The following is a 21,166-nucleotide window of genomic DNA, read 5'->3' on the forward strand; positions in this document are numbered from 1 at the left end:
CGCCCGGCGACCGCTAGAAGGGGTGGCGAAAAACGGTTACGCGAAGGCGCGCTCGGCGGCCTTCTCGGCCTCGTTGGCGCGCTTGAACGTCGCCAGGAAGCTGCGATAGCCCTCGACGTCGGCAGGATCGGGCTCGATGGTCGTGCCCTCCATGTCGGCGAAGACCTTGTTGTTGAGGTAGTCGGCGAGCGACTCGCCCTCCTCATGCCACGCCATGTAGGCGGCGGCGACGGCCTGGCCCCAGGCGCCGCCCTCGCCGGCGGTGGCCATGACGGTCACCGGCGCCTCGAGGGCTGCGGCGAGCAGGCTCTGGGCGACCTTCGGGGTCTTGAAGATGCCGCCGTGACCGTAGAGCTTGTCGATCTTGACGTCCTCGGCGCGCAGCGCCTCGTTGCCGGCGGCCAGGGCACCAAAGGCTGCCATGATGTTCATGCGCATGAAGTTGGCGATGCTGAACTTGGAGTTCTGACCGCGCAGGACCATGGGATAGCCGGTCTGAACGCCCATGACGGTCTCGCCGGAGATGAACGGGATGGACACGAGGCCGCCGGCGTCCTTATCGCCGTCGAGCGCGGCGTTGAAGAGCTTCACGAAGGCGTCGCCCTTGTCCACGTCGGCACCCATGAGCGAAGCGAAGTCGCACAGCAGGTTGACCCAGCCGTTGATGTCGGAGGTGCAGTTGTTGCAGTGCACCATGGCGACGGGGTCGCCGACCGGCGTGGTCACGAGATCGATCTCGGGCGCCGTGGCGTCCTTCAGCGCATGCTCGAGCACGATCATGGAGAACACGGAGGTGCCGGCCGACACGTTGCCGGTGCGCGGGGCGATGGAGTTGGTGGCGATCATGCCGGTGCCGGCATCGCCCTCGGGCGGGCAGACGGGGCAGCCGGGCTCCAGGTCGCCGTCCGGATCGAGCAGACGCGCGCCCTCGACGGTCAGATGGCCGGCGCACTCGCCCGCGACCATGATCTTGGGCAGCAGGTCCTCGACCTTCCAGGCAACGCCCTTGGAAGCCACGAGCTCGTCGAACTTGGCGAGCATGGCGGCGTCGTAGTTGTGCGTCTCGGAGTCGATGGGGAACATGCCGGAGGCGTCGCCGATGGAGAGCACCTTCTCGCCGGTGAGGCGCCAGTGGGCGAAACCGGCAAGCGTGGTGAAGAAGTCGATCTTGTCCACATGCTCCTCGCCGCCGAGCACGGCCTGGTAGATGTGGGAGACGCTCCAGCGCTCAGGGGTGTGGAACGCAAAGAGCTCGGACAGCTCGTGGGCGGCCTCGGTCGTGGTGGTGTTGCGCCAGGTGCGGAACGGCACGAGCAGGTTGCCCTCGGCGTCGAACGGCAGGTAGCCGTGCATCATGGCGGAGATGCCCAGCGCGCCGACCTTCTTGAGCGTCACGCCGTACTTCTCGGCAACATCGGCCTTGCACGCGGCGTAGGCGGCGGCCAGACCCGCGAAGATCTCGTCCTCGCTATAGGTCCAATAGCCGTCGACCAGGGAATTCTCCCAGTCGAAGGCGCCGATGGCGATCGGCTCGTTGTCGGACGCCACAAGCACCGCCTTGATGCGGGTCGAGCCGTACTCGATGCCCAACGCAGTCGCACCGGACTCGATATCGGCAACAATCTGTTCTTTCGTCATGGCCATGAGCCTCTCCTTTTAAAGAAGAAGGCCGCGCCCCGACGGGGCGGGACGCGGCCGGTGATACCTGACAAGTTTGTACCTGGCCCCAAGTTGTCGGGCGGTACGCGCTTGCGATTAGCGGTAGTACACCTCGCCGAGCTTGAGGTCGCGCTTGAAGTCGCGGATGTTGGTGTTGGCGTCGATGACGACGGCCTCGATGCCCATGGCGTCGGCCCAGTCGACCATCTGGTCGGCGGTGAGGTCATAGGAGAACGCGGTGTGATGCGCGCCGCCGGCGTAGATCCAGGCCTCGGTGCCAACCTTGAGGTTGGGGCGCGGAGTCCAGAACACGGTGCCGGTGGGCAGCATCGGCATGGGCTTCTCGACCTTCTTGCAGTCGACGTCCTGGATGATCAGGCGGAAGCGGTTGCCCAGGTCGATGAGGGAGGTGGCGATGGCGGGGCCGGTCTTGGCGGTGAAGATCAGGCGAGCCGGATCCTCACGGTCGCCCATGGACAGCGGCGTGGCGCGGATCGCGATCTTGCCCTCGGCCACGGACGGGTCGACCTCGGACATGTGGGACTCGAGGATGCCCTCCTTGCCCGGGACCAGGTTGTAGGTGTAGTCCTCCATGAGGGCGGAGCCCTTGGCGTTGGGGTCGCCGGCGGTCATGACCTTCATGAGGCGAACCATAGCCGGGGTCTTCCAGTCGCCCTCGGGGCCGAAGCCGTAGCCCTTCTGCATGAGGCGCTGGATGGCGAGCGACGGGAGCTGCTTCAGGCCGCCCAGGTCACCGAAGTGATCGGAGAAGGCGTTGTAGTTGTGGTCGACCAGGAAGCGCTCGATACCGATCTCCTGCTGGGCCTGGACCTCGACGTGACGACGGAACTCCTCCGGGTCACGGCCGTCGAGCACGAGCTCGTAGGTGTCGTAGTACTCGTCGGTCAGAGCCTTGATTTCCTCGGGCGTGACGGCGTCGACGTACGGGGTGAGGTCGTTGATGGGCCACGCGTCGACAGTCCAGCCGAAGACCTGCTGGGCCTCGATCTTGTCGCCGTCGGTCACCGCGACGTTGCGCATGGTGTCGGCGAAGCGGCACACGCGGATGTTGCGGCTCTCGTTGATGCCGACCGCGACGCGCTGCCACTGGCCCAGCTCGGCCAGGGCGGCCTCGTCCTGCCAGTACCCGAAGATGACCTTGTGGTTCCAGCGCATACGGGCAAAGATATGGCCGAACTCACGCTCGCCATGGGCGGCCTGGTTCTCGTTCATGAAGTCCATATCGATGGTGTCGTACGGGATCTCCTCGTTGTACTGCGTCGCGAACTGGCACAGCGGCTTGCGGAGATCGCGCAGACCGGCGATGTAGTTCTTGGAGGGCGAGAAGGTGTGGGCCCAGGTGATGATGCCGGCGCACTCGGGATCCATGTTGGCCTCGTTGAAGGTGGCCTGGATGACGTCGGCGGTCAGCAGATTGGGCTTGAGCACGACCTCGAAGGGAACCTTGTCGGAAGCGTTGAGCGCAGCCACGACCTCAGCGGAGTGCTCGGCGACATGCTGGAGCACCTCGTCGCCGTACAGGTCCTGGGTGCACGGGCAGAAATAGAACTTGTACTTCTTGATCTCGAGCATAGCGTTTTTCTCCTTGCTCTAGAACCTTATAGACAAAACGGGATGATGCCAGGTGCATCCAACGCGGTAAGCGGGGACCGGTACGCCCGGCCCCCGCGAGTCGCTATTTGATGACTTGGTTAGCCGCACGCTCGGAGAAGACGGCGACCATGATGACGAACACGATACCGAGGATCAGCTGCTGGATCTCGGTGGTGAAGCCAAGCATCACGAGGCCGCGCTGGAGCACGAGGTAGGACAGGACGCCGGTGACCACGCTGGAGAAGCGGGAGCGGGCGCCGCCGTTGATGGGCATGCCGCCCAGAACCAGAGCGATGAGGATCTGGGTCTCGAGCATGTTGCCGGCCTGCGAGGTGACCGAACCGATGCGGATGGCGTTGATGAGCGCGGCAAAGCCAGTGATGGCGCCAGCGACGACGTAGATGATGATCTTGGTGCGCTGGACGTTGATGCCGGCGAAGCGGGCACCGGTCTCGGAAGCACCGATGGCCTTGAGGTTGGAGCCCAGGGCGGTGAAATGCAGCACCAGGTAGGCGATGACGAGCACCGCGACGACGATGCCGATGAGCAGCGGCGTGTTGGTGGTGAGCGCCGTCAGGTAGCTGGCAGCGTACACCGGGCTCGCGGTGGTGATGTAGGCGATGACGCCGCGAAGCAGGAACATCATGCACATCGTGACCACGAACGACTGGACCTGGCCCTTAACGTGGAAGATCGCGTTGATGAGGCCGATCAGGGCGCCGGTGGCCATGCCGCCGACGATGGCGAGAATCGGATTGTACTGCGACAGGAAGCAGACCACGGCGCAGGACAGACCCATCATGGAACCCTGGGAGAAGTCCAGGCAGCCCATGGACATGATCATGTACACGCCCACGGTGGCGATCATGAGGGTGAAGCCGCCGGAGATGATCAGCGTGATGTTGCGCGGGGTGATCAGCGCGCCACGGGTCAGAATGGCGAAGATCGCCACAATCGCAACGAAACTGATGATAGGCAGGAGGCTCTTGATCTGATGCCAGTCGAACTTCTTCTCCTGGGTCTCGGCAACAGCCTTGGTATTGGTAGAAGCCATCTGTTTCGCCTCCTTAAATCATCTTCGCGATGATGTCTTGCTCGGTAAGCTCGGGACTGCGGAAGAGCTGCCCGTTGATCTTGCCGTCCTTCATGACCAGAATGCGGTCGCACATACCGATGAGCTCCATGATCTCCTCGGAGATGATGAGGATCGCCTTGTCCTGGTTGCGCATCTCGGCCAGCAGCTGGTAGATGTCGGCCTTGACGCCGATGTCGATACCACGGGTCGGGGAGTCGAGCAGCAGGATGTCGGACTGCTTGCCCAGCCAGCGGGCCAGAACGACCTTCTGCTTGTTACCGCCGGACAGCGCCGAGACGTACTGGTCGACGCCGACCATCTTGGTGGACATGATGTCCGCGTACTTCTTGGCGAACGCCTTGAGGTCCTTCTGCTTCAGGATGAAGCCCATGTCGCGCATCGAGGGCAGCGTGATGTTGTCCTGGATGGTGTCGTTGATGAGCAGCGACTCGTTGTCGCGGTCCTTGGAGGCGTAGGCGATGGAGTTGCTGATGGCGGCGTTGATGCTGTCGATCGGCGTGCCGTCGCCCAGCTGAACCGTGCCGGTGCGGTCGTAGGACGCGCCGAACATGGCCTTGCCGACCTCGTGCATACCGCACTCGGACAGGCCGCCGATGCCCAGGATCTCGCCCTTGTGGAGCTCGAGCGACACGTCGTTCAGCGAACCGGGGACGGAGACGTTCTGCATCATGATGGCGATCTCGCCCTGCGGCTCGGTCGCGTAGTTGGGGTAGTCGGTACGATAGTAGTTATCGCCCATCTCACGGCCGACCATGAGGGTCTTCAGCTTGTCCTCGTCGACATCGCTGGCGTTGATGGTGGTGATGAAGTCACCGTCGCGCAGGATGGAGATGCGGTCGGACATCTCCAGGACCTCGGCCATGTCGTGCGAGATGAAGATGACGCAGTGGCCCTTGGCGCGCACGTCGCGCATGACCTCGAACAGCTTCTCGCGGCCGTCCTGTGACAGGGCCGTGGTGGTCTCGTCAACGACCAGGATCTTCGGGTCGAACCACGTGGACTTCAGGATCTCGATGATCTTGCGCTCCTCGAAGTTGTAGTTCTCGATGGGCGCGGTGGCGCGGACCTTGGACAGGCCGAAGCCGTCGAGCAGCTCCTGGGCCTTCTTGTTCATGGCGGCGGTGTTCTTGATGCCGTGCTTCATGAAGCGGCCCTCGTCGCCGAGGAAGAGGTTCTCGGCCACGGTTAGGCCGTTCAGGGTGCCGAGCTCCTGGACGATGACGGCCACGCCGTGGTGGTTGCCGTCGACCTGGTTCTTCGGGGCGATCTGCTCGCCGTCGAGGGTGAAGGTACCGCTGCCGATGGGCAGGATGCCCGTGAGCATGTTGGTGAACGTGGACTTGCCGGAGCCGTTCTCGCCGATCAGGGCGTGAATCTCACCAGCGTAGAAGTCGAGGGACACCTCTTTGACAGCGTGCGTGGGGCCGAACTTCTTGTCGATCTTCTCAGCGTGAAGCAACAGTTTGTCTGACATGGTGCGTATCCCTCCTTTACTTTACGACAGCGCCCTTGACGCGCTTGACGGTCAGGGTAACGACGATCAGCAGCGTGGCGCCGGTGACGACGTTGTTGATGGTCGTGGGCATGCCGAGCGCCACGAAGCCGGCGAACATCATGGAGATGATGAGCTCGCCGATGACGATGGCGACGACGGGATGACCGTACTTCTTGAAGGCCAGGCCGAAGAACGCGCCCATGAGCGGGGTGAAGTTCAGGGACTGGGAAAGCATGTTGGTCATCGGGGTCTGAGCGGTGCCGTAGCCGATGTAGAGAACGGCCATGACGCCCACGAAGCCCGAGCACAGGACGAACGCGATGAACTTGTACTTGTCGACGTCCACGCCCATGTTCTTAGCGGTGAGCTCGTTGGTGCCGATAGCGTTGATGTAGGTACCGACCTTGGTGTACTTCAGGATGAAGCCGCACAACAGGAACGCGATGAGCGCGAGGATCACGTTGTACGGATAGGAGCCGAACATGTTGTAGTCGGCGTCCAGACGGGTGCCGGCCCAGTTGGAGGCGAACACGCTGAAGCTCTCATAGATGAGCGACAGGCCCGTGGTGACGATCAGCGACGGAATGCGCAGGACCGTGTAGGCGAGGCCGTTGAAGAAGCCCAGCAGAATACCGCAGATGATCGGAGCGGCGACGAGGCCCACGATGCCGAACATCTGGCTGAAGCCGATCGAAAGCAGGCAGGAAAGCACGAGCACGGAGCCGATGGAGAAGTCCCACAGGCCCTGCGTGACGATGAAGTACATGCCGCAGCCGCCGACGGCGTAGATGAGCGCGCTCTGAAGATACGTCATGATCTGGGTAGGCGAGCCAAACGTCTCGGGGCGCAGCACCTTGAAGATCGCCCAGCAAATGACCGTGAGGATGACGAGGAAGCCCACGCCAAACCACTGGCTTTGCTGAAGCTTTTTGATTGCGTCCATACACCTCTCCTTCCAATGGTGATGGCTAGCGTGAAAGCGGGGGGGCAAGCTCCGGTAAGGGAACTTACCCCCCGCTTCAGGAAGATGGCACGGTGTGCTATTAGCCGTGACGCTCCATAACGTCCTCGATGGACAGCGAAGTGGCGGCGGCGTTGAGGTCGTCGTAGCTCATGTCAGCGAGCTCCTTGATCTCATCGTCGTTGTACGGATCGTCGTCGACGAAGTACTTCTCGTAGTTCTCGTACTCGGCCACGGAGGACACGAAGACGTACGGGAACTGGATGTCCTTGCCGAACTCGCCCTGGACAGGGACGTAGTCCTCCTTGCCGCGGATGGCGTTGTAGACGAGCAGCAGCGCGTACAGCGGGTCGCAGAAGTGACCGCCGGACTCGCAGTACATACCACCGGTCTCGAGCTGCTCCTTGAGGTCCTCAAGGAAGTCGGTGGAGGCAACGCGGATGGTGCCGGTGAGGCCCATGTTGGCGAGCTGGCCGATGGAGCCGACCAGCGGGTCGCCGCCGCCGCCGGCGACGATCAGGGCGTCCATGTCGGGGTTGTTGTTCACGAACTGCTGCGTGACCTTAGCGCCCTCGGAGGAGGAGGTGTTGGCGTAAACCGGCTCGGTCATGGTCACCGGATCGTCAGCGTGCTCCTTGTTCCACTTGTCGACGCCGTTCTGGTAGCCGATCCAGCGCTGCTGGAAGGTGGCGTCGCCGACGGTCCAAGCCTCGAGGCAGATGTTGCGAGCGCCCTTCTGGATGCCCTCGAAGGCATCGGGGTTGTCCATGGTGAGGAGCTCGATGAGCTTCTCGCCGTTGCCGACCTCGTCCTCGTGGACGGCGCCGACGTAGTACTGGGAGTTCTGAGCGGTGGCGTAGACCTCGGGGCTGTTCTCCTCGCTGATGATGCGATAGAACTGAGCCAGATAGACCATGTTCTGGTCGCAGGTGGAGATAGCGGCCTGCATCTCGGAGTCAGCGGAGTTGCAGACAACGATGCCCTGGCAGCCAGCGGCGCAGAGGGTCTCGATGGAAGCGGTAACCTGCTCGGAGACGTGACCCTGGTCGACGTAGGACAGCTCGATGCCGAGGATGCCGGCGGCCTTGTCCAGAATGTTCTTGGACAGGGAGCCCAGAGCGTCCGTGGAGCTCCAGATGGAGACGCCGATCTTAATCTTCTCGCCGGAGCCGCCGCCGGAACCGGAACCGCCGGCACCGCCGTCATCGCAGCCCGCAAGCGCGCCAGCGGTCAGACCGAGACCGGCCGTAGCTGCGCTCAACTTGACGAAGTCGCGCCTCGAAACCTCTTTCATGGAATACCCCTTCCATACACCCCAGCGCGCTCTCCCGCACGCCGGAAAACTATAGGCCTTGCAGCCTGTATGCCTAATGGGCGTCTCCGCCCGATCGGTGAGGATGTTTGCTGAACGAACGCTTAATAAACTTTACCAAACAGTTCACCAAACATCGACAAAACATTTATATGACGATGACCGTTTATTGTGGTGGTCCAACCTGTGAACGGTAGCAATCCGTTGGCGAACGGCATTTGAAATTTGCCACTTTAAGGAGGTCATTTGTTGAACACCTCCGAAAGCATCAGCGATGGATTGCACCGCTCGCGCCATCCGATTACCGGCAAAACTGTTTACCTACCGTTCACAGGAAGCTAAACGGCTTTCGAACTGTTTGGCTTGATTTGGGAGTACACTGCCAAGTGTTTAGTAAATGTTTTGTTCTCGGGAGGCCCCATGCCGTCCTCGAAGATAAGCGTTCGCGAGATCAGCCGCCGGACGGGTTACTCCCCCGCCACCGTCTCCAACGCCCTGAACAACAAGCGCGGCGTGAGCGACCAGACCGCCTCGGAGATCAGGCGCGTGGCGGCCGACCTCGGGTACCGCCGCACCACGAAGCTCCGCCAGGTCCAGTTCGTCATGGGCCGCAACTCCGGACGCATGCTCGACGAGGGCTCGTTTCGCGTCGCCGTGGTCAACGGCGTCGAGGAGGAGGCGCGCAACCACGGCCTGACCGTCTCCTACACCACCGTCGAGCTCGCCGACTGCGCGGCGCGCGAGCACGAGCTCGCCAAGATCATGGGCGACCCGACCTCCGGCATCATCCTGCTCGGCACCGAGATGACGCAAAACGACTACGACCTGTTCGCCCACTGCCCCGTGCCGCTTGTGCTCGTCGACGGCCAGAGCGACAACCATTTCATCGAGTCGATCCTGTTCTCCAACGAGGGGTCGGCCTACCGCGCCGTGCGCTACCTCGTGCGCATGGGGCACCGCCAGATCGGCTATCTCGCCGGCAAGCTGCGCATCCGCAACTTCCCGCTGCGCGAGCGTGGCTACGAGCGCGCGCTCGCCGAGGTCGGCGCGGTGCCGCAGGACAAGTTCCGCGTGTCGCTCGGCACCGACAAGATGGAAAGCGCCTACCGCGACATGCTCGCCTGGCTCAAGACGGATCCCGAGCTGCCCACGGCGTTTTTCGCCGAGAACGACGCGCTGGCCGTCGGCGCCATGAAGGCGCTTGCCGAATGCGGCTACGACATCCCCGGCGACATCTCCATGGTCGGCTTCGACGACGTCGAGTTCGCCAGCATCGTGCACCCGGGGCTGACCTCGGTGCACATCCCCCGCACCGACCTCGGCCGCATCGCGGTGCGCAAGCTCATCGAGCAGGTCGAGCACCCCAAGGCCTACACCTGCGTCACCCACATGAGCACGACCTTCATCGAGCGCGAGAGCGTCCGCTCTCTGCTATAAGGCCACGGGGCCCCTGTGCAAATCGGGGGACGTACCTTCCGCGTGCATACATGCACGCGGAAGGTACGTCCCCCGATTTGCACTGCCTGCTGGCCGCGTTACTCCACGGTGACGCTCTTGGCGAGGTTGCGCGGTTGATCGACGTTGCAGCCGCGCATGAGGGCGACCTCGCGGGCGAGCAGCTGCAGCGGCACGCTCGCCGTGATCGCCGAGAACGCGTCGCGGACGGGCGGGATGTAGATCACATGGTCGGCGATCCGCTTGATGTCCTCGTCGCCCTCAGTCGCCAGCGCGATGATGCGTGCGCCGCGGGCCTCGCACTCCTTCAGGTTGGAGACGACCTTGTCGTACGTCGGGCTCTTGGTCGTCACCGCGATCACCGGGAAGCCCGGCTCGATCAGGGCGATCGGCCCGTGCTTCATCTCGCCCGCCGCATAGGCCTCGGCGTGCAGGTAGCTCACCTCTTTGAGCTTGAGCGCGCCCTCGTAGCTGATGGCCGCGCCCATGCCGCGTCCGACGAACAGCGCGGACTGCGCGCCCTGGCATGCGCACGCCGCCTCGTGGATGGCGTCGAGCTGCGTGTCGAAGATGCGCTGGATCTGCGCCGAGGTGTCGCCCAGCTCGTGGAACAGCATGCGGACCTGCCCGGTCGTCAGGCGGCCCTTCGCCTGCCCGAGCAGCAGCGCCAGCAGCGTCAGGCTCACGATCTGGCCGATGAAGCTCTTGGTCGAGGCGACCGCGATCTCCTTGTTGGCCTTGGTGTAGATGACGCCGTCGGATTCGCGCGCCACCGGGCTGCCGATCACGTTCGTGATGCCGAACACTTTGGCGCCCTTGATGCGCGCATCGCGGATGGCGGCGAGCGTGTCGGCCGTCTCGCCCGACTGCGAGACCGCGACCACGAGCGTCGACGGCGTGATGATGGGGTCCCGGTAGCGGAACTCGCTCGCCGCCTCGACCTCGCACGGGATGCGCGCCCAGCTCTCGATCAGGTTCTTGGCGATGAGCCCCGCGTGGTAGCTCGTACCGCACGCGATCACGTAGATGCGGTCGATCACATTGAGCTCCTCGAACGACAGGCCCAGCTCGTCGATATCCAGCTCGCCGTTGGGTGCGAGGCGGCCCACCAAGGTGTCGCGCACCACGCGCGGCTGCTCGTAGATCTCCTTGAGCATGAAGTCGGGATACCCGCCCTTTTCGGCCATATCGATATCCCAGTCGATATGGGTGACCGCAGGCTCGATCCGCCGCCCCTCGGCGTCGGCGTACTCGATGCCCTCGGGCGCAAGCCGCGCGAACTGGCCGTCCTCGAGCACCACCACGTCGCGCGTCGCGTCGATGAGCGCGATGACATCGGACGCCACGTAGCTGCCCCGCTCCCCGCGCCCGACCACGATGGGGCTGTCCTTTCGCGCCACCATGATGACGCCGGGCTCATCGGCGCACACCGCCGCCAGGCCGTAGGCGCCCACCACGTGCGCGCACGCCGCCCGCACCGCCGCGGCGAGGTCGTGCGTTGTTGCGTAGGCTTCCTCGATCAGGTGCGCGAACACCTCCGTGTCGGTCTGGCTCGAGAACACGTGCCCGCGCGCCTCGAGGTCGGCTCGCAGCTCGGCGAAATTCTCGATGATGCCGTTGTGCACCACCGCGATGCGCCCGTCGCAGCTCGCGTGGGGATGCGCGTTGGCGACCGATGGGACGCCGTGCGTGGCCCACCGCGTGTGGCCGATACCGCAGGTAGATGCGTCATCCCTCTGCGCGAGCTCCGACTCGAGGCCCGCGACCTTGCCCACGCGCCGCACGATGTCCACCACGCAGCCGTCGCCCTCCGCGCGCTCGAGCGCCACGCCCGCCGAATCGTAGCCGCGGTACTCCAATCGCTTCAGGCCGGTGATGAGGACGTCTTTCGCCGTATCGAGACCGGTGTAGCCGACAATTCCGCACATAGCCGAATCCTTTCGATTCATCCCGAGGGGGTTTATCACGCCTGACAGCTCATTGTATGGGACGCGCACCCGTCTCTCGCTAACTGGTACCTTATGTAACATACCAGTAACGTAATGGGTTGGAACGAACCCGTCCCCAAACAACCCATTAAAGCGCTTCAATACCGGTCGTGATACACTGCTCTCGGCACTATGAAACGAAAAGAGGCTCAGATGGCAAAGGTGACGATCGGCGATGTGGCCCGCGAGGCGGGCGTCGCGCTCGGCACGGTATCCAACGCCCTCAACCATCCCGAAAAGGTGCGGCCCGAAACGCTCAAGGCGGTCAACGACGCCATCAGGCGCCTGGGCTACGCCCCCAACCAGAGCGCACGCCTGCTCGCAGGCGGCAGAAACCCCACGTTCGGGCTGGTGCTGCCGCGCCTCAGCCACGGCCTGAGCCTACAGATCGCGAGCGGCGCGAGCGTCGAGGCGAACCGGCAGGGCTACGGCCTGCTTATCGCCAACGCAGACAACGACGAGGCGCTCGAGTCGCGCTACACGCGCTACTTCATGGGCACGCAGATGTCCGGCGTGCTCGTGCAGGCGCCCTCCTCAGATGCGGCCCTTCCCGCCGTCCAACCGGGGCGAATCCCCGTGGTCTTCCTCGACGCCATCAGCGATGAGCCCGGCTTCTTCGTCGCCGCCGACCATCGCGAACAGGGAGCCCTGCTCGCCGATCACGCCATCGGCCTGGGCGCGCAGCGCGTCGCCGTGCTCGGCCGCGCGGAGTCGCCGCAGGACCGGCGCCGCCTCAACGGCATCTGCTCCATCATGGAGCGCTATCCCGATGTCGCCCTCACCGTGCTCGACAGCGGCAACGTCGACCTTGCGCTCGATGGCTACGAGCTGGGGCAGGAACTCGCCGCGCTGCCGGCCGCCGAGCGCCCCGATTTCATCATCGGCCTGTCCGACGTGCTCGCCTGCGGCGCCATCGAGGGCATCGAGGCGGCGGGGCTCGCGGTGCCCGAAGACATCGCGGTGGCCGGCTGCGACGGCAACCCTCTGGCATGGAGCGGCAGCGTCCCGCTCACCACCTGCGCGCCCACCGGATACGAGCTGGGACGTCGCGGCGTGCATTTCCTGATCGAGCAGATCCAGGCGGCGAAATCGGGCGAGGCCTACGCCGAGCTGATGGCCGAAAACCATCAGGCCCTGGTGAAGCCCTTCATGCTGACGCGCGCGAGCACCGTCGGGGCGACGCCATTCCAGGTGTCAGACGCCATCGGCCTGAACCTCGGCACCTTCCTGTAGCACGGTGCGCATGGGCCGGCATGAAGACGGGTATGACATGCCGCGGACAACGACGAGGAGGACCCGTGGAATCTCAACTTGACCAGCTTGTCGCCCTGCTCGACTCCTACGGCCGCGTTTCCGTGGGCTACTCGGGCGGCGTCGACAGCGCGTTTCTCGCCGCCGTCTGCGCTCGGCACCTGCCCGATCGCGCCGCGCTCATCCATCTGGTGAACCCCTTCATGGGCACACCCGAGCGCGCGGCCTACGAGCGCGACGCCCGGCGATTCGGCCTGCCCGTCTTTGAGACCGCCATCGACCCGCTGTCCGTCCCCGAGGTCGCCGCCAACCCCAAGGACCGCTGCTATCACTGCAAGCGCGCCGGCTTCCGGAGAATCGTCGCCACGGCGCGCGAGCGCGGCTTTGATGTCGTCGTCGACGGCAGCAATGCCGACGATGCGGGCGACTTCCGTCCCGGCATGCGCGCACTGACCGAACTCGACGTGCGCTCGCCACTCATGGAGACCGGCTGGCACAAAGCCGAGGAGCGCGAGATGCTCAAACGCTGGGGATTCGAGGTGTGGAACATGCCGGCGGGCGCCTGCCTGGCGACGCGCATCCCCTGCGGGGAGCCGCTCGATACGGGCAAACTCGAGCTTGTCCGCGCATGCGAGGACGCGCTGCACGTCCGCGGCTTGAAGCAGGTCCGCGTCCGCCTCGTGGCCGGCACGGTACGCATCGAGGCGTCTGACGAGGATCTCGCCGAAGCATGCGCGGCAGAAGGCGCCTCGCTGCCCCAAGGCATCCTCGATTCGCTGCGCGACGCGGGCGCCGCCAGCATCGACCCCGTCTGGCATCACTACGCCCGCGGCAGCATGAACGCCTGATACTTTTATGAGACGGGTCATTTGCCCGCTCGCGCGAGCGTGAATAAGCCGCGCGAAGCAAGCCGCAAGGCCGCTTCGATCCGCCCCGCTACAGCCAGCTGTGAGGCTCCATCACGACCATGCCGCCCGCGATGGCCGTCAGATCGTCATCGTCGAGTTCACCCTGGATCTTGTCCAAATCGTCGATCCCCGAACCGTTCCATGCGGGCGCCGCAGGCACCCTCTCGGGCTCGGGCGCCGCCCAGCGCTTCACGATGCGAACCTCGTTCGCGCCATCGACGCGCCGGTAGAAGCACTCGTCCATAAGGCCCTTCACCATCACGATGCCAAGGCCTCCGATCGGTGCCTCCTCGACGCTGTCCGCCTTCAAGGGCCGCGCCGCCGCATAACTGAACGGGTCGAACGGGACGCCCCAGTCGGTGAGCGTCACCGTAACCGTGTGCGCATCGCCGTCGACGGTCACGGACAGCTCGATATCGCCGACCGACGCGTACGCATAGGAGGCGACGTTGACGAACAGCTCCTCCACGGCGATGCGGATGTCGTTTTTGACCTTGAGCGGGACACCGTCCACGCGATCGAGCACGGCGACCAGCACATCCTGCGCGGTCTCCTCGTTGGCCATCACCGCTTTCAGGCGGCAGCGATCGTGCGCAAGGGACGTGTCGGCAGGAGCGTCCGCGGCGGCATGCGTTGCGTCGTGCGACAACGAGCTTGCATCCATGGCGGTCCCTCCTGCATAGGGCGCGCGGGCGCCCGATATGTATCCCATGTTCTCCTTCACAAGGATACGTAAAAAAGCTCCGGCACATCCGACAAAAAGAGCAGAAGGCGCGATTTTGGGAATAAATATCCCGTCCGAAAGGGACCCTAGGCGGCCTTTCTCTCGCCGTGAGGCGCATTCACTCTCCCATCGCGAGCTTTCACTCCGCTTAACCATGCGGGAACACGGCGCGCGTATAATATGGCAATCGGCTCGGGTATACCCTGATGCCGCATGGAGCCAGACGACCGTCGGGGGTATCTCATGGCAGCACATACGTCGTCATATGACGCGTCGCATCGCACGCCTGGCGACGCTGCGCCCGCAAGCAGCGCCGGCGCGCTCCAACGTGAACCCCTCGAGCAGCTCCCTGCAATCGTCGAGCGCGTCATCGCGTCCTATTACGCCAAGGACTACCAGCCCCTGCTCGACCGCGCGACGAGCGACTGCATCTTCATCGGCGCGGGCAACATGGTCTTCAACGGCCGGGACGACATGCTCCGCCAGCTGCCCGAGATCGAGACCGCGCCCTCGATCTTCCTGCGCAACGCGCGCTTCGGCTTCGTCGGCCGTCCCAGCGCCGACGCGACGGACGCCACGGTGTACGGCACGTACCGCCTGTTCACCGGGGCGCGCGAGCCCGTTCTGCTCGCAGCCAAACAGCGCATCACCGTCTGCTGCTCGCTGGTCGACGGCATCTGGAAGGCATACCACGTCCACTCCTCCAACGAATGGAACGAGCTGGTGGGCGAAGACGTGTTCCCGCTGCAGATCAGCATGGAAACCTACGCGTACGTGCGCGGCATCCTGCAGGCGGGCCAGCGCGCAGGCAACCTGCCCACCCGCGTCGCGCTCGGAACGAGCAAGGCGACCCGCTATGTGGACCCGACGCAGGTCCTCTATATCGAAGCCGACGGCAAACGCAGCACGCTGCACCTTGCCGACGGCGACACGATCACGCTGAACGTCCTGCTCAACGACATCCAACCCCAACTCCCGGGCACGTTCTTCCGCGTCCACCGCAGTTTCGTCGTCAACTCCGCCCAGGTAAGCGGCATCCGCAAGTTCACGCTCGAGCTCTCGGACGGCACGCAGATCCCCATCCCCGAGCGCCGTTACAGCATCGTGCGCCGCGAGATGGCGCTTCGCGTCACGGGCGGCCTCGACCCCCAGAAGAGCTGACGGCACGGCGCGGCCCCGCCCGACAAGCGCGCCGAAGCCTGATCGGTCGACGCGCACTAGATCCACGCCTCGTTCATTCATGAATGAACGAGGGCCGTTTCGGCATTTCCGCAGGATTCGATTGTTTGACGCCCCTCTTCATTCATGAATGAACGGGACGCACCCGGCGAGGTGAGGCCCCCCGCCGCCCTGCCGGCTACGGCATCACGCCCATCCGACCATGTCCGATGGCAATCTGGAGAGGCGGTACCCCTTTCATTCCCAAAATCCGCCCGTCTGTTTCCACACGCACGGCGGCACGCCCTGGCATCCTTCATACTTGCTTCTGAATAGCCAATCGCACCGCACCACCCAACCGAGGAAGGATGTTCCATGAAGCGTCCCGAAGGATTCTGGAAGCAATGCTGCACCTCGCTCATTCGCCGCAGCGCCGTCGCGCTCTCGCTCGCCGTCGGCTTCTCGCTCGCCGCGGCGCCCGTCGCAAGCGCCCTCGAGGCGAGCCCGCTGGACAGCCACAACAGCGCGCTCAACTTCGCGTCCGATACCACCGGCGTCGACCTGCTCTCCGCAGACGAGCTGCCCGCCTCGTTCGACCTGCGCGATCGCGGCGTCGTGACGCCCGTCAAGAACCAGGGCGTCTGGAGCACGTGCTGGGGATTCGCCGCCGTCGCGGCCGCCGAGACCAGCCTGCTCTCCGATCTCAACACCACGTACGAGCGAACCGGCCTCGACCTGTCGGAACGGCAGCTCGCATATTTCTCGACCACGGCCCTGCCCGACGGCGAGGAAGGCGACCGCCTCTACAACGACCAGGGCGGCGAGGGCATGCACAACGTGCTGCTCGAAAATGGCGATCTTCCCGATGACGAAACCATGGAGGACATCCTCGGCTACCAGCCGCAAAGCGCTCCCCTCCTCTATGGCGGCCTCAGCGCATATGCCACCTCGCTCTATTCGTCAGGCATCGGCCCCATCTCCGAGTCGCTCGCTCCCTATCAAAACGACGAGGGCATCCTGCATCCATCGGGGAAGATGTACGCCGCGTCCGGCACCTGGGCACTCGACGAGAGCCTTCGCCTGCAGACCGGCGCGCAGCTCGAGGAGTCCCTCATGCTCCCGTGCCCCGCCACCTTTAACGAAGACGGAACCTATTCGTACGACGAGCGCGCCACCCGCGCCATCAAAGAGCAGCTTACGGAAGGCCGCGCGGTCTCAATCGCCCTCTACGCCGACCAGTCGCACGCCAGCGACGAGCTTGCCGCCGACGGCTTCATGAACGCCACGACCTGGGCCAACTACGGCTACGAATATGCGCCGGCGAACCACGCGGTCACCATCGTGGGCTGGGATGACACCTATGCGGCCGAGAACTTCGGCACCCCCGACCCCGAGACCGGCGAGGTCGACCCGTCGCATCGCCCGCCTGCCGACGGCGCATGGATCGTCAAGAACAGCTGGGGCGCCGAGAGCAGCGAGTTTCCGAACCAAGCCAGCTGGGGCGACGACGGCTACTTCTACCTCTCCTATTACGATCAGACGCTCACCATGCCCGAGGCGTTCGTTCTCGACGCCGAGCACCTGGGCACCGACGAGCTCGAACCGTTCTACACCAACCAGTACGACTACCTCCCGACATGCAAGCAGGGCGCATACAGCGCCACCGAAAGGCTCAGCGGCGCGAACATCTTTACCGCTGAAGGCCCTCAGGTCATCGACCGGCTGTCCTGCGAGACCGTCAAGCCCAACACCACGGTCACCTACCAGCTGTACCGCCTGAACGAGGGGGCGACCGGCCCCACCGACGGCGAGCTGCTGGTCACGTTGAGCGATACCTACGAGTACGGTGGCTACCACCTCATCGAGATTCCCGAGTCGGACCACGACAAGACGCGCATGGCGACCGGCGAGCGCTTCTCGGTCGTCGTGACCGAATACTGCAACGACGACGCGACCTACTACGTCCCCCTGCAGGCTCAAGCCAGCAAGCAGCAGCGCGATGCACAGGTCGCCGACCTCTACGCCCAGGAAAACGAGACGCATGCGCTCGCGAGCAAGGCCGCCGAGAGCATCTCCGAGCGCTATTTCGACGAGCATGAGGGCGCGACGGATGAGGATTATCAGGCCTGGTCGCAGGAAAACGCACAGGCCATCCAGGACGAGATCGACGACTACGTCACCGTGCAGATCGAGGCGATGGCGCCCGTCTATGGGCAAAGCGTCATCAACCGGGGAGAGAGCTTCGTTTTCGACAGCGAGGAGGTGCTCGACTGGAACGATGCGATCGCCGATTTCCTCACCGAGGAGGAGCTCGCGCTGTGGGCCTTCGACAATCTGCCGTACAAGGCCTATGGCACCGCGGTCGAGCCGCCGTTTGCCGACATCCCCGCCGACGCGTGGTACTTCGAGGCGGTCGAGTACGCCAAGGAGCACGGCTACATGCACGGCTACGACGATACGGGCCTGTTCGACCCCGAAGCCACCGTCACACGCGAGCAGGCGGCGTGCGTCATGTACAACTGGCTCGGCAACGGCGCCAAGGTCGAAGCCGCCGACCTGAACGACGTCGCGCAGGGCACGTACTACAGCGACGCCGTCAACTGGGCCGTCAAGAACAAGATCATGAACGGCTACGGCGACGGCACCTTCGGCGTGGGCGACTCGCTCACCCGCGAGCAGTTCGCCTGCATTCTGGCCAACGCGCTCTCCGCCGAGCCCGGGGATGTGGGGGCGATCGAGGGCATGCTCGGGGCCGACCGGGTTTCCGACTGGGCGGAAAGCGGCGTCGCCTGGGCGGTCGAGCACGGCGTCATGAACGGCGTCGAGACCGAGGACGGCCAGCGCGACCTGCAGCCGCAGGCGAGCGTGAGCCGCGCACAAATCGCCGCGTTCGTCATGAACTTCCTGGAAAGCGGCGTCGCGTAGCGTGTATGAACGGGCGGCCCCACAGGGCCGCCCCGGTGCAAATTGGGGACGTACCTTCCGCATGCACTCTTGCACGCCAAGCGTGCAAGAGTGCATGCGGAAGGTACGTCCCCAATTTGCACCGGTGGCGAGCGCGTCGGCAGTTGTCTTCTCGGCGTGAAGAAAACGTAAGGCCTTCCTGATACTTTGACTTCCACTGCGATTTGGCAGAGCCCTTGCGGTATCGTGAGCGCGGCCAAAACGTGGCCGGGAAACGCTGACCAATTTCTTTCGCGCCCGGCGGCGCCGTAATGAGACGGATACGGACAAAGATATGGCAAGGCTGCGCCCGAGCAGCCTGAACGTGCAAGCGCTCGCACAGGAGCAGCTGACACGAAAGAGATTGCTCAACATTTCCTCAAGTTACCGCAACGGAAGGGGGCATCCATGGTCGAGTGCTTCATGACCGGACTTGATGGCATCACAACGAAAATCGATAATCCGGAACCCGGATGCTGGGTCAACGTCGTCAATCCCTCACCCGATGAGACGTCGTGGCTCGAGAGCACCGTCGGCATCGTGCCGGAATTCGTGCGCTCCGCCCTCGACGAGGAGGAGACCTCGCACATCGACTACGACGAGGATGTCAACCAGACCCTCGTCATCGTCGACTACCCGAGCGCAGAAGACGTCGAGGACATGCAGGATCCCTCGATGCTGCAGTACACCACGCTGCCCATCTCGATCATCTTTCTGCGCAACCAGAACATCATCGTGACGGTCAGTCTGCAGGAAAGCCCGATCGTGCAGGATATGGCCTCCGGTCGCGTCCGTCAGGTCAACACCCGCATGCGCACGCGCTTTTTGCTGCAGATGCTGCTGCGCATCTCGCAGAGCTACCTGGTGTGCCTGCGCCGCATCGACCGCCTGTCGACCAAAACCGAACAGCACCTCTACGGCTCCATGCGCAACGAGGAGCTGCTGCAGATGCTGTCGCTCGAGAAGTCGCTCGTCTACTTCTCCACATCGCTCAAATCCGCCGAGGTCACGCTCAACAAGATCATGCACGGGCACATGATCACCCTCTATGAGGAGGATCAGGACCTCATGGAGGACGTCATGATCGAGGTCCATCAGGCCCAGGAGATGTGCAACATCTACAGCAACATCCTGTCGGGCACCATGGACGCCTACGCGAGCGTGATCTCCAACAACCTGAACATCGTCATGAAGGTGCTGACGGTCATCACCATCGTGATGGCCATCCCCAACATCGTCTTCGGCTTCTACGGCATGAACGTGGGCCTGCCGTTCGAAGGCCTTCCCTTTGTGGACTCGTGGCTATTCCCGACGCTGCTGGCCGTTGCGGCCTGCCTGGTCGCAGCCTACATCTTCAAGCGCAAGGGACTTTGGCGCTAGAGATAGCTGCCGTCGCGGCGGCCGGCGCGGGCGGCGCGGCCGGGCCTCACCCATCCATGGAATCGGCTCGGAGATGCTGCGGCGTTTGCACATCCGTGGTAGAGTTGCTTCCAAATGAAAGGAGCACTTGTGACATCTCTGTGCCAGCGCGCCGGTGCCGTCGCGGCATCTGCGGCTTTTGCCCTCGCTCTCGGCGGCGCCTTCGCCCAGCCCGCGTGGGCCAGCTCGTTTATCGACGTTCCCGCAGGCCATTGGGCCGAAATCTCCGGTGTGATCGACGATGCCGTCGAGCAGGGCATCGTCAAGGGAGACAACGGGTACCTGCGCCCTGACGACCAGGTCACGCGCGCCGAGGTCGCCACGATGCTCATGCGCATCGCCGGCGTGTCCGCAGGCGAGTTCCCCGATACCAACGAGACCCCGTTCGTCGACCTTGCCGACGGGCAGTGGTACACCGCCTCCATCAACTGGGCCTACGAGGCCGGCATCATCAGCGGAACCCGAGGCTACGTGCGCCCCGAGGCCGCCGTCTCCCGCGAGGAGCTCGCGTGCATGCTCGGCAACTTCATGACCAGCGTCACCGGGACCTCCCTGAGCGGAGACACGTCCTGCCTGAATGCGTATTCCGACCGCGGCTCGATCAACAGCTGGGCGCTCCAGAGCATGGTATGGGCCGTCGACTCCGGCATCCTGGGCGGCAGCGCGCAGCTGATGCCGACGGCGAGCGCGAGCCGCGCCGAAGCCGCTAAGATGCTCGTCGTGTTCAACGGGATTCTGGACGATTTCGAGAACGCGCCCGCGGATGACGACATCATCGACGGCTCCGTTGGAGACGATACCAGCGCGGTCGGCACCGCCGCAGTCGAGCTCGCGCTGCAGTACGAGGGCTTCCCGTACGCATACGGCGGCGACTCGCCCGAGGAGGGTTTCGACTGCTCCGGCCTGGTCTATTACGTCTATAGCCGTCTGGGCTACACTCTGCCGCACGGCTCGAACAGCCAGCTCGACTACTTCAGGGAGCATGCGACCCGCTTTGTGACCGACGAGGACGACCTGCACTACGGCGACGTCGTCTTCTTCCCCGGTCACGTGGCGTTCTACGTGGGCGACGGCATCTGCTTCGGCGCCCGCAAGCCCGGCACGCCGGCAAGCGAGTGCCCCATGTACGCCTTCGGTGAGTTCCTGGGCGGCGGGCAGCTGTAAAGCGGCCGCCCGCGCCGCC

15 protein-coding genes are annotated in these 21,166 nt (G+C 64.2%); 7 read left to right on the top strand and 8 right to left on the bottom strand.

Features of this window, described 5'->3' with window-relative positions:
* Positions 1-36: 36 nt before the first annotated feature.
* The 6 genes from BN3789_RS01670 to BN3789_RS01695 form a co-directional block, all read right to left on the bottom strand.
* Complete coding sequence (locus BN3789_RS01670) at positions 37-1,644, bottom strand: xylulokinase (protein ID WP_066829126.1); 1,608 nt, start codon at positions 1,642-1,644, stop codon at positions 37-39.
* Positions 1,645-1,755: 111 nt separating this feature from the next.
* Positions 1,756-3,252: an L-arabinose isomerase gene (gene araA, locus BN3789_RS01675; RefSeq protein WP_066829129.1), complete on the bottom strand. Its 1,497-nt coding sequence runs from the start codon at positions 3,250-3,252 to the stop codon at positions 1,756-1,758.
* A 103-nt stretch (positions 3,253-3,355) separates the two neighbouring features.
* Positions 3,356-4,327: an ABC transporter permease gene (locus tag BN3789_RS01680; protein WP_066829136.1), complete on the bottom strand. Its 972-nt coding sequence runs from the start codon at positions 4,325-4,327 to the stop codon at positions 3,356-3,358.
* A gap of 13 nt (positions 4,328-4,340) precedes the next feature.
* Positions 4,341-5,843, bottom strand: a complete 1,503-nt coding sequence (locus BN3789_RS01685) for a sugar ABC transporter ATP-binding protein (protein ID WP_066829139.1) — start codon at positions 5,841-5,843, stop codon at positions 4,341-4,343.
* Between the two features lie 16 nt (positions 5,844-5,859).
* Positions 5,860-6,807 carry an ABC transporter permease gene (locus BN3789_RS01690; RefSeq protein WP_187119100.1) on the bottom strand — a complete coding sequence of 316 codons (948 nt, stop codon included), beginning with the start codon at positions 6,805-6,807 and terminating at the stop codon, positions 5,860-5,862.
* Positions 6,808-6,907: 100 nt separating this feature from the next.
* Entirely contained in the window at positions 6,908-8,119 is a 1,212-nt protein-coding gene (locus tag BN3789_RS01695; RefSeq protein ID WP_066829142.1) for a sugar ABC transporter substrate-binding protein, read from the bottom strand.
* A gap of 438 nt (positions 8,120-8,557) precedes the next feature.
* Here BN3789_RS01695 and BN3789_RS01700 point away from each other — a divergent pair, with 438 nt between their 5' ends.
* Positions 8,558-9,574: a LacI family DNA-binding transcriptional regulator gene (locus tag BN3789_RS01700; protein ID WP_066829145.1), complete on the top strand. Its 1,017-nt coding sequence runs from the start codon at positions 8,558-8,560 to the stop codon at positions 9,572-9,574.
* Positions 9,575-9,672: 98 nt separating this feature from the next.
* Here the strand turns inward: BN3789_RS01700 and glmS are convergent, their stop codons facing one another.
* Positions 9,673-11,520, bottom strand: a complete 1,848-nt coding sequence (gene glmS, locus BN3789_RS01705; RefSeq protein WP_066829148.1) for a glutamine--fructose-6-phosphate transaminase (isomerizing) — start codon at positions 11,518-11,520, stop codon at positions 9,673-9,675.
* Between the two features lie 213 nt (positions 11,521-11,733).
* Between glmS and BN3789_RS01710 the strand changes: the two genes are divergently transcribed.
* Together BN3789_RS01710 and larE are read left to right on the top strand one after the other, a co-directional pair.
* Positions 11,734-12,813 carry a LacI family DNA-binding transcriptional regulator gene (locus BN3789_RS01710; protein WP_066829151.1) on the top strand — a complete coding sequence of 360 codons (1,080 nt, stop codon included), beginning with the start codon at positions 11,734-11,736 and terminating at the stop codon, positions 12,811-12,813.
* A 65-nt stretch (positions 12,814-12,878) separates the two neighbouring features.
* On the top strand, positions 12,879-13,679 hold the full coding sequence (gene larE / locus BN3789_RS01715; RefSeq protein ID WP_066829153.1) for an ATP-dependent sacrificial sulfur transferase LarE: 801 nt from the start codon (positions 12,879-12,881) through the stop codon (positions 13,677-13,679).
* Between the two features lie 88 nt (positions 13,680-13,767).
* Here larE and BN3789_RS12235 read toward each other — a convergent pair whose 3' ends face one another.
* Positions 13,768-14,451 carry an ATP-binding protein gene (locus tag BN3789_RS12235; protein ID WP_161938963.1) on the bottom strand — a complete coding sequence of 228 codons (684 nt, stop codon included), beginning with the start codon at positions 14,449-14,451 and terminating at the stop codon, positions 13,768-13,770.
* 255 nt (positions 14,452-14,706) lie between these two features.
* On the opposite strand from BN3789_RS12235, the gene BN3789_RS01725 reads away from it, so the two are divergent.
* The 4 genes from BN3789_RS01725 to BN3789_RS01740 all read left to right on the top strand — a co-directional run bounded on the left by BN3789_RS01725 (position 14,707) and on the right by BN3789_RS01740 (position 21,147).
* The gene (locus BN3789_RS01725) at positions 14,707-15,624 is read left to right on the top strand and encodes a LytTR family DNA-binding domain-containing protein (protein WP_066829156.1); all 918 of its coding nucleotides are present in this window, start codon (positions 14,707-14,709) and stop codon (positions 15,622-15,624) included.
* 372 nt (positions 15,625-15,996) lie between these two features.
* Positions 15,997-18,546, top strand: a complete 2,550-nt coding sequence (locus BN3789_RS01730) for an S-layer homology domain-containing protein (RefSeq protein ID WP_066829158.1) — start codon at positions 15,997-15,999, stop codon at positions 18,544-18,546.
* 426 nt (positions 18,547-18,972) lie between these two features.
* Positions 18,973-19,944, top strand: a complete 972-nt coding sequence (locus BN3789_RS01735; protein WP_066829159.1) for a magnesium transporter CorA family protein — start codon at positions 18,973-18,975, stop codon at positions 19,942-19,944.
* A 129-nt stretch (positions 19,945-20,073) separates the two neighbouring features.
* Entirely contained in the window at positions 20,074-21,147 is a 1,074-nt protein-coding gene (locus tag BN3789_RS01740; protein ID WP_066829160.1) for an S-layer homology domain-containing protein, read from the top strand.
* The last annotated feature ends 19 nt before the right edge of the window (positions 21,148-21,166 follow it).

Source organism: Collinsella ihumii (assembly GCF_900046475.1).
Lineage (GTDB): Bacteria > Actinomycetota > Coriobacteriia > Coriobacteriales > Coriobacteriaceae > Collinsella > Collinsella ihumii.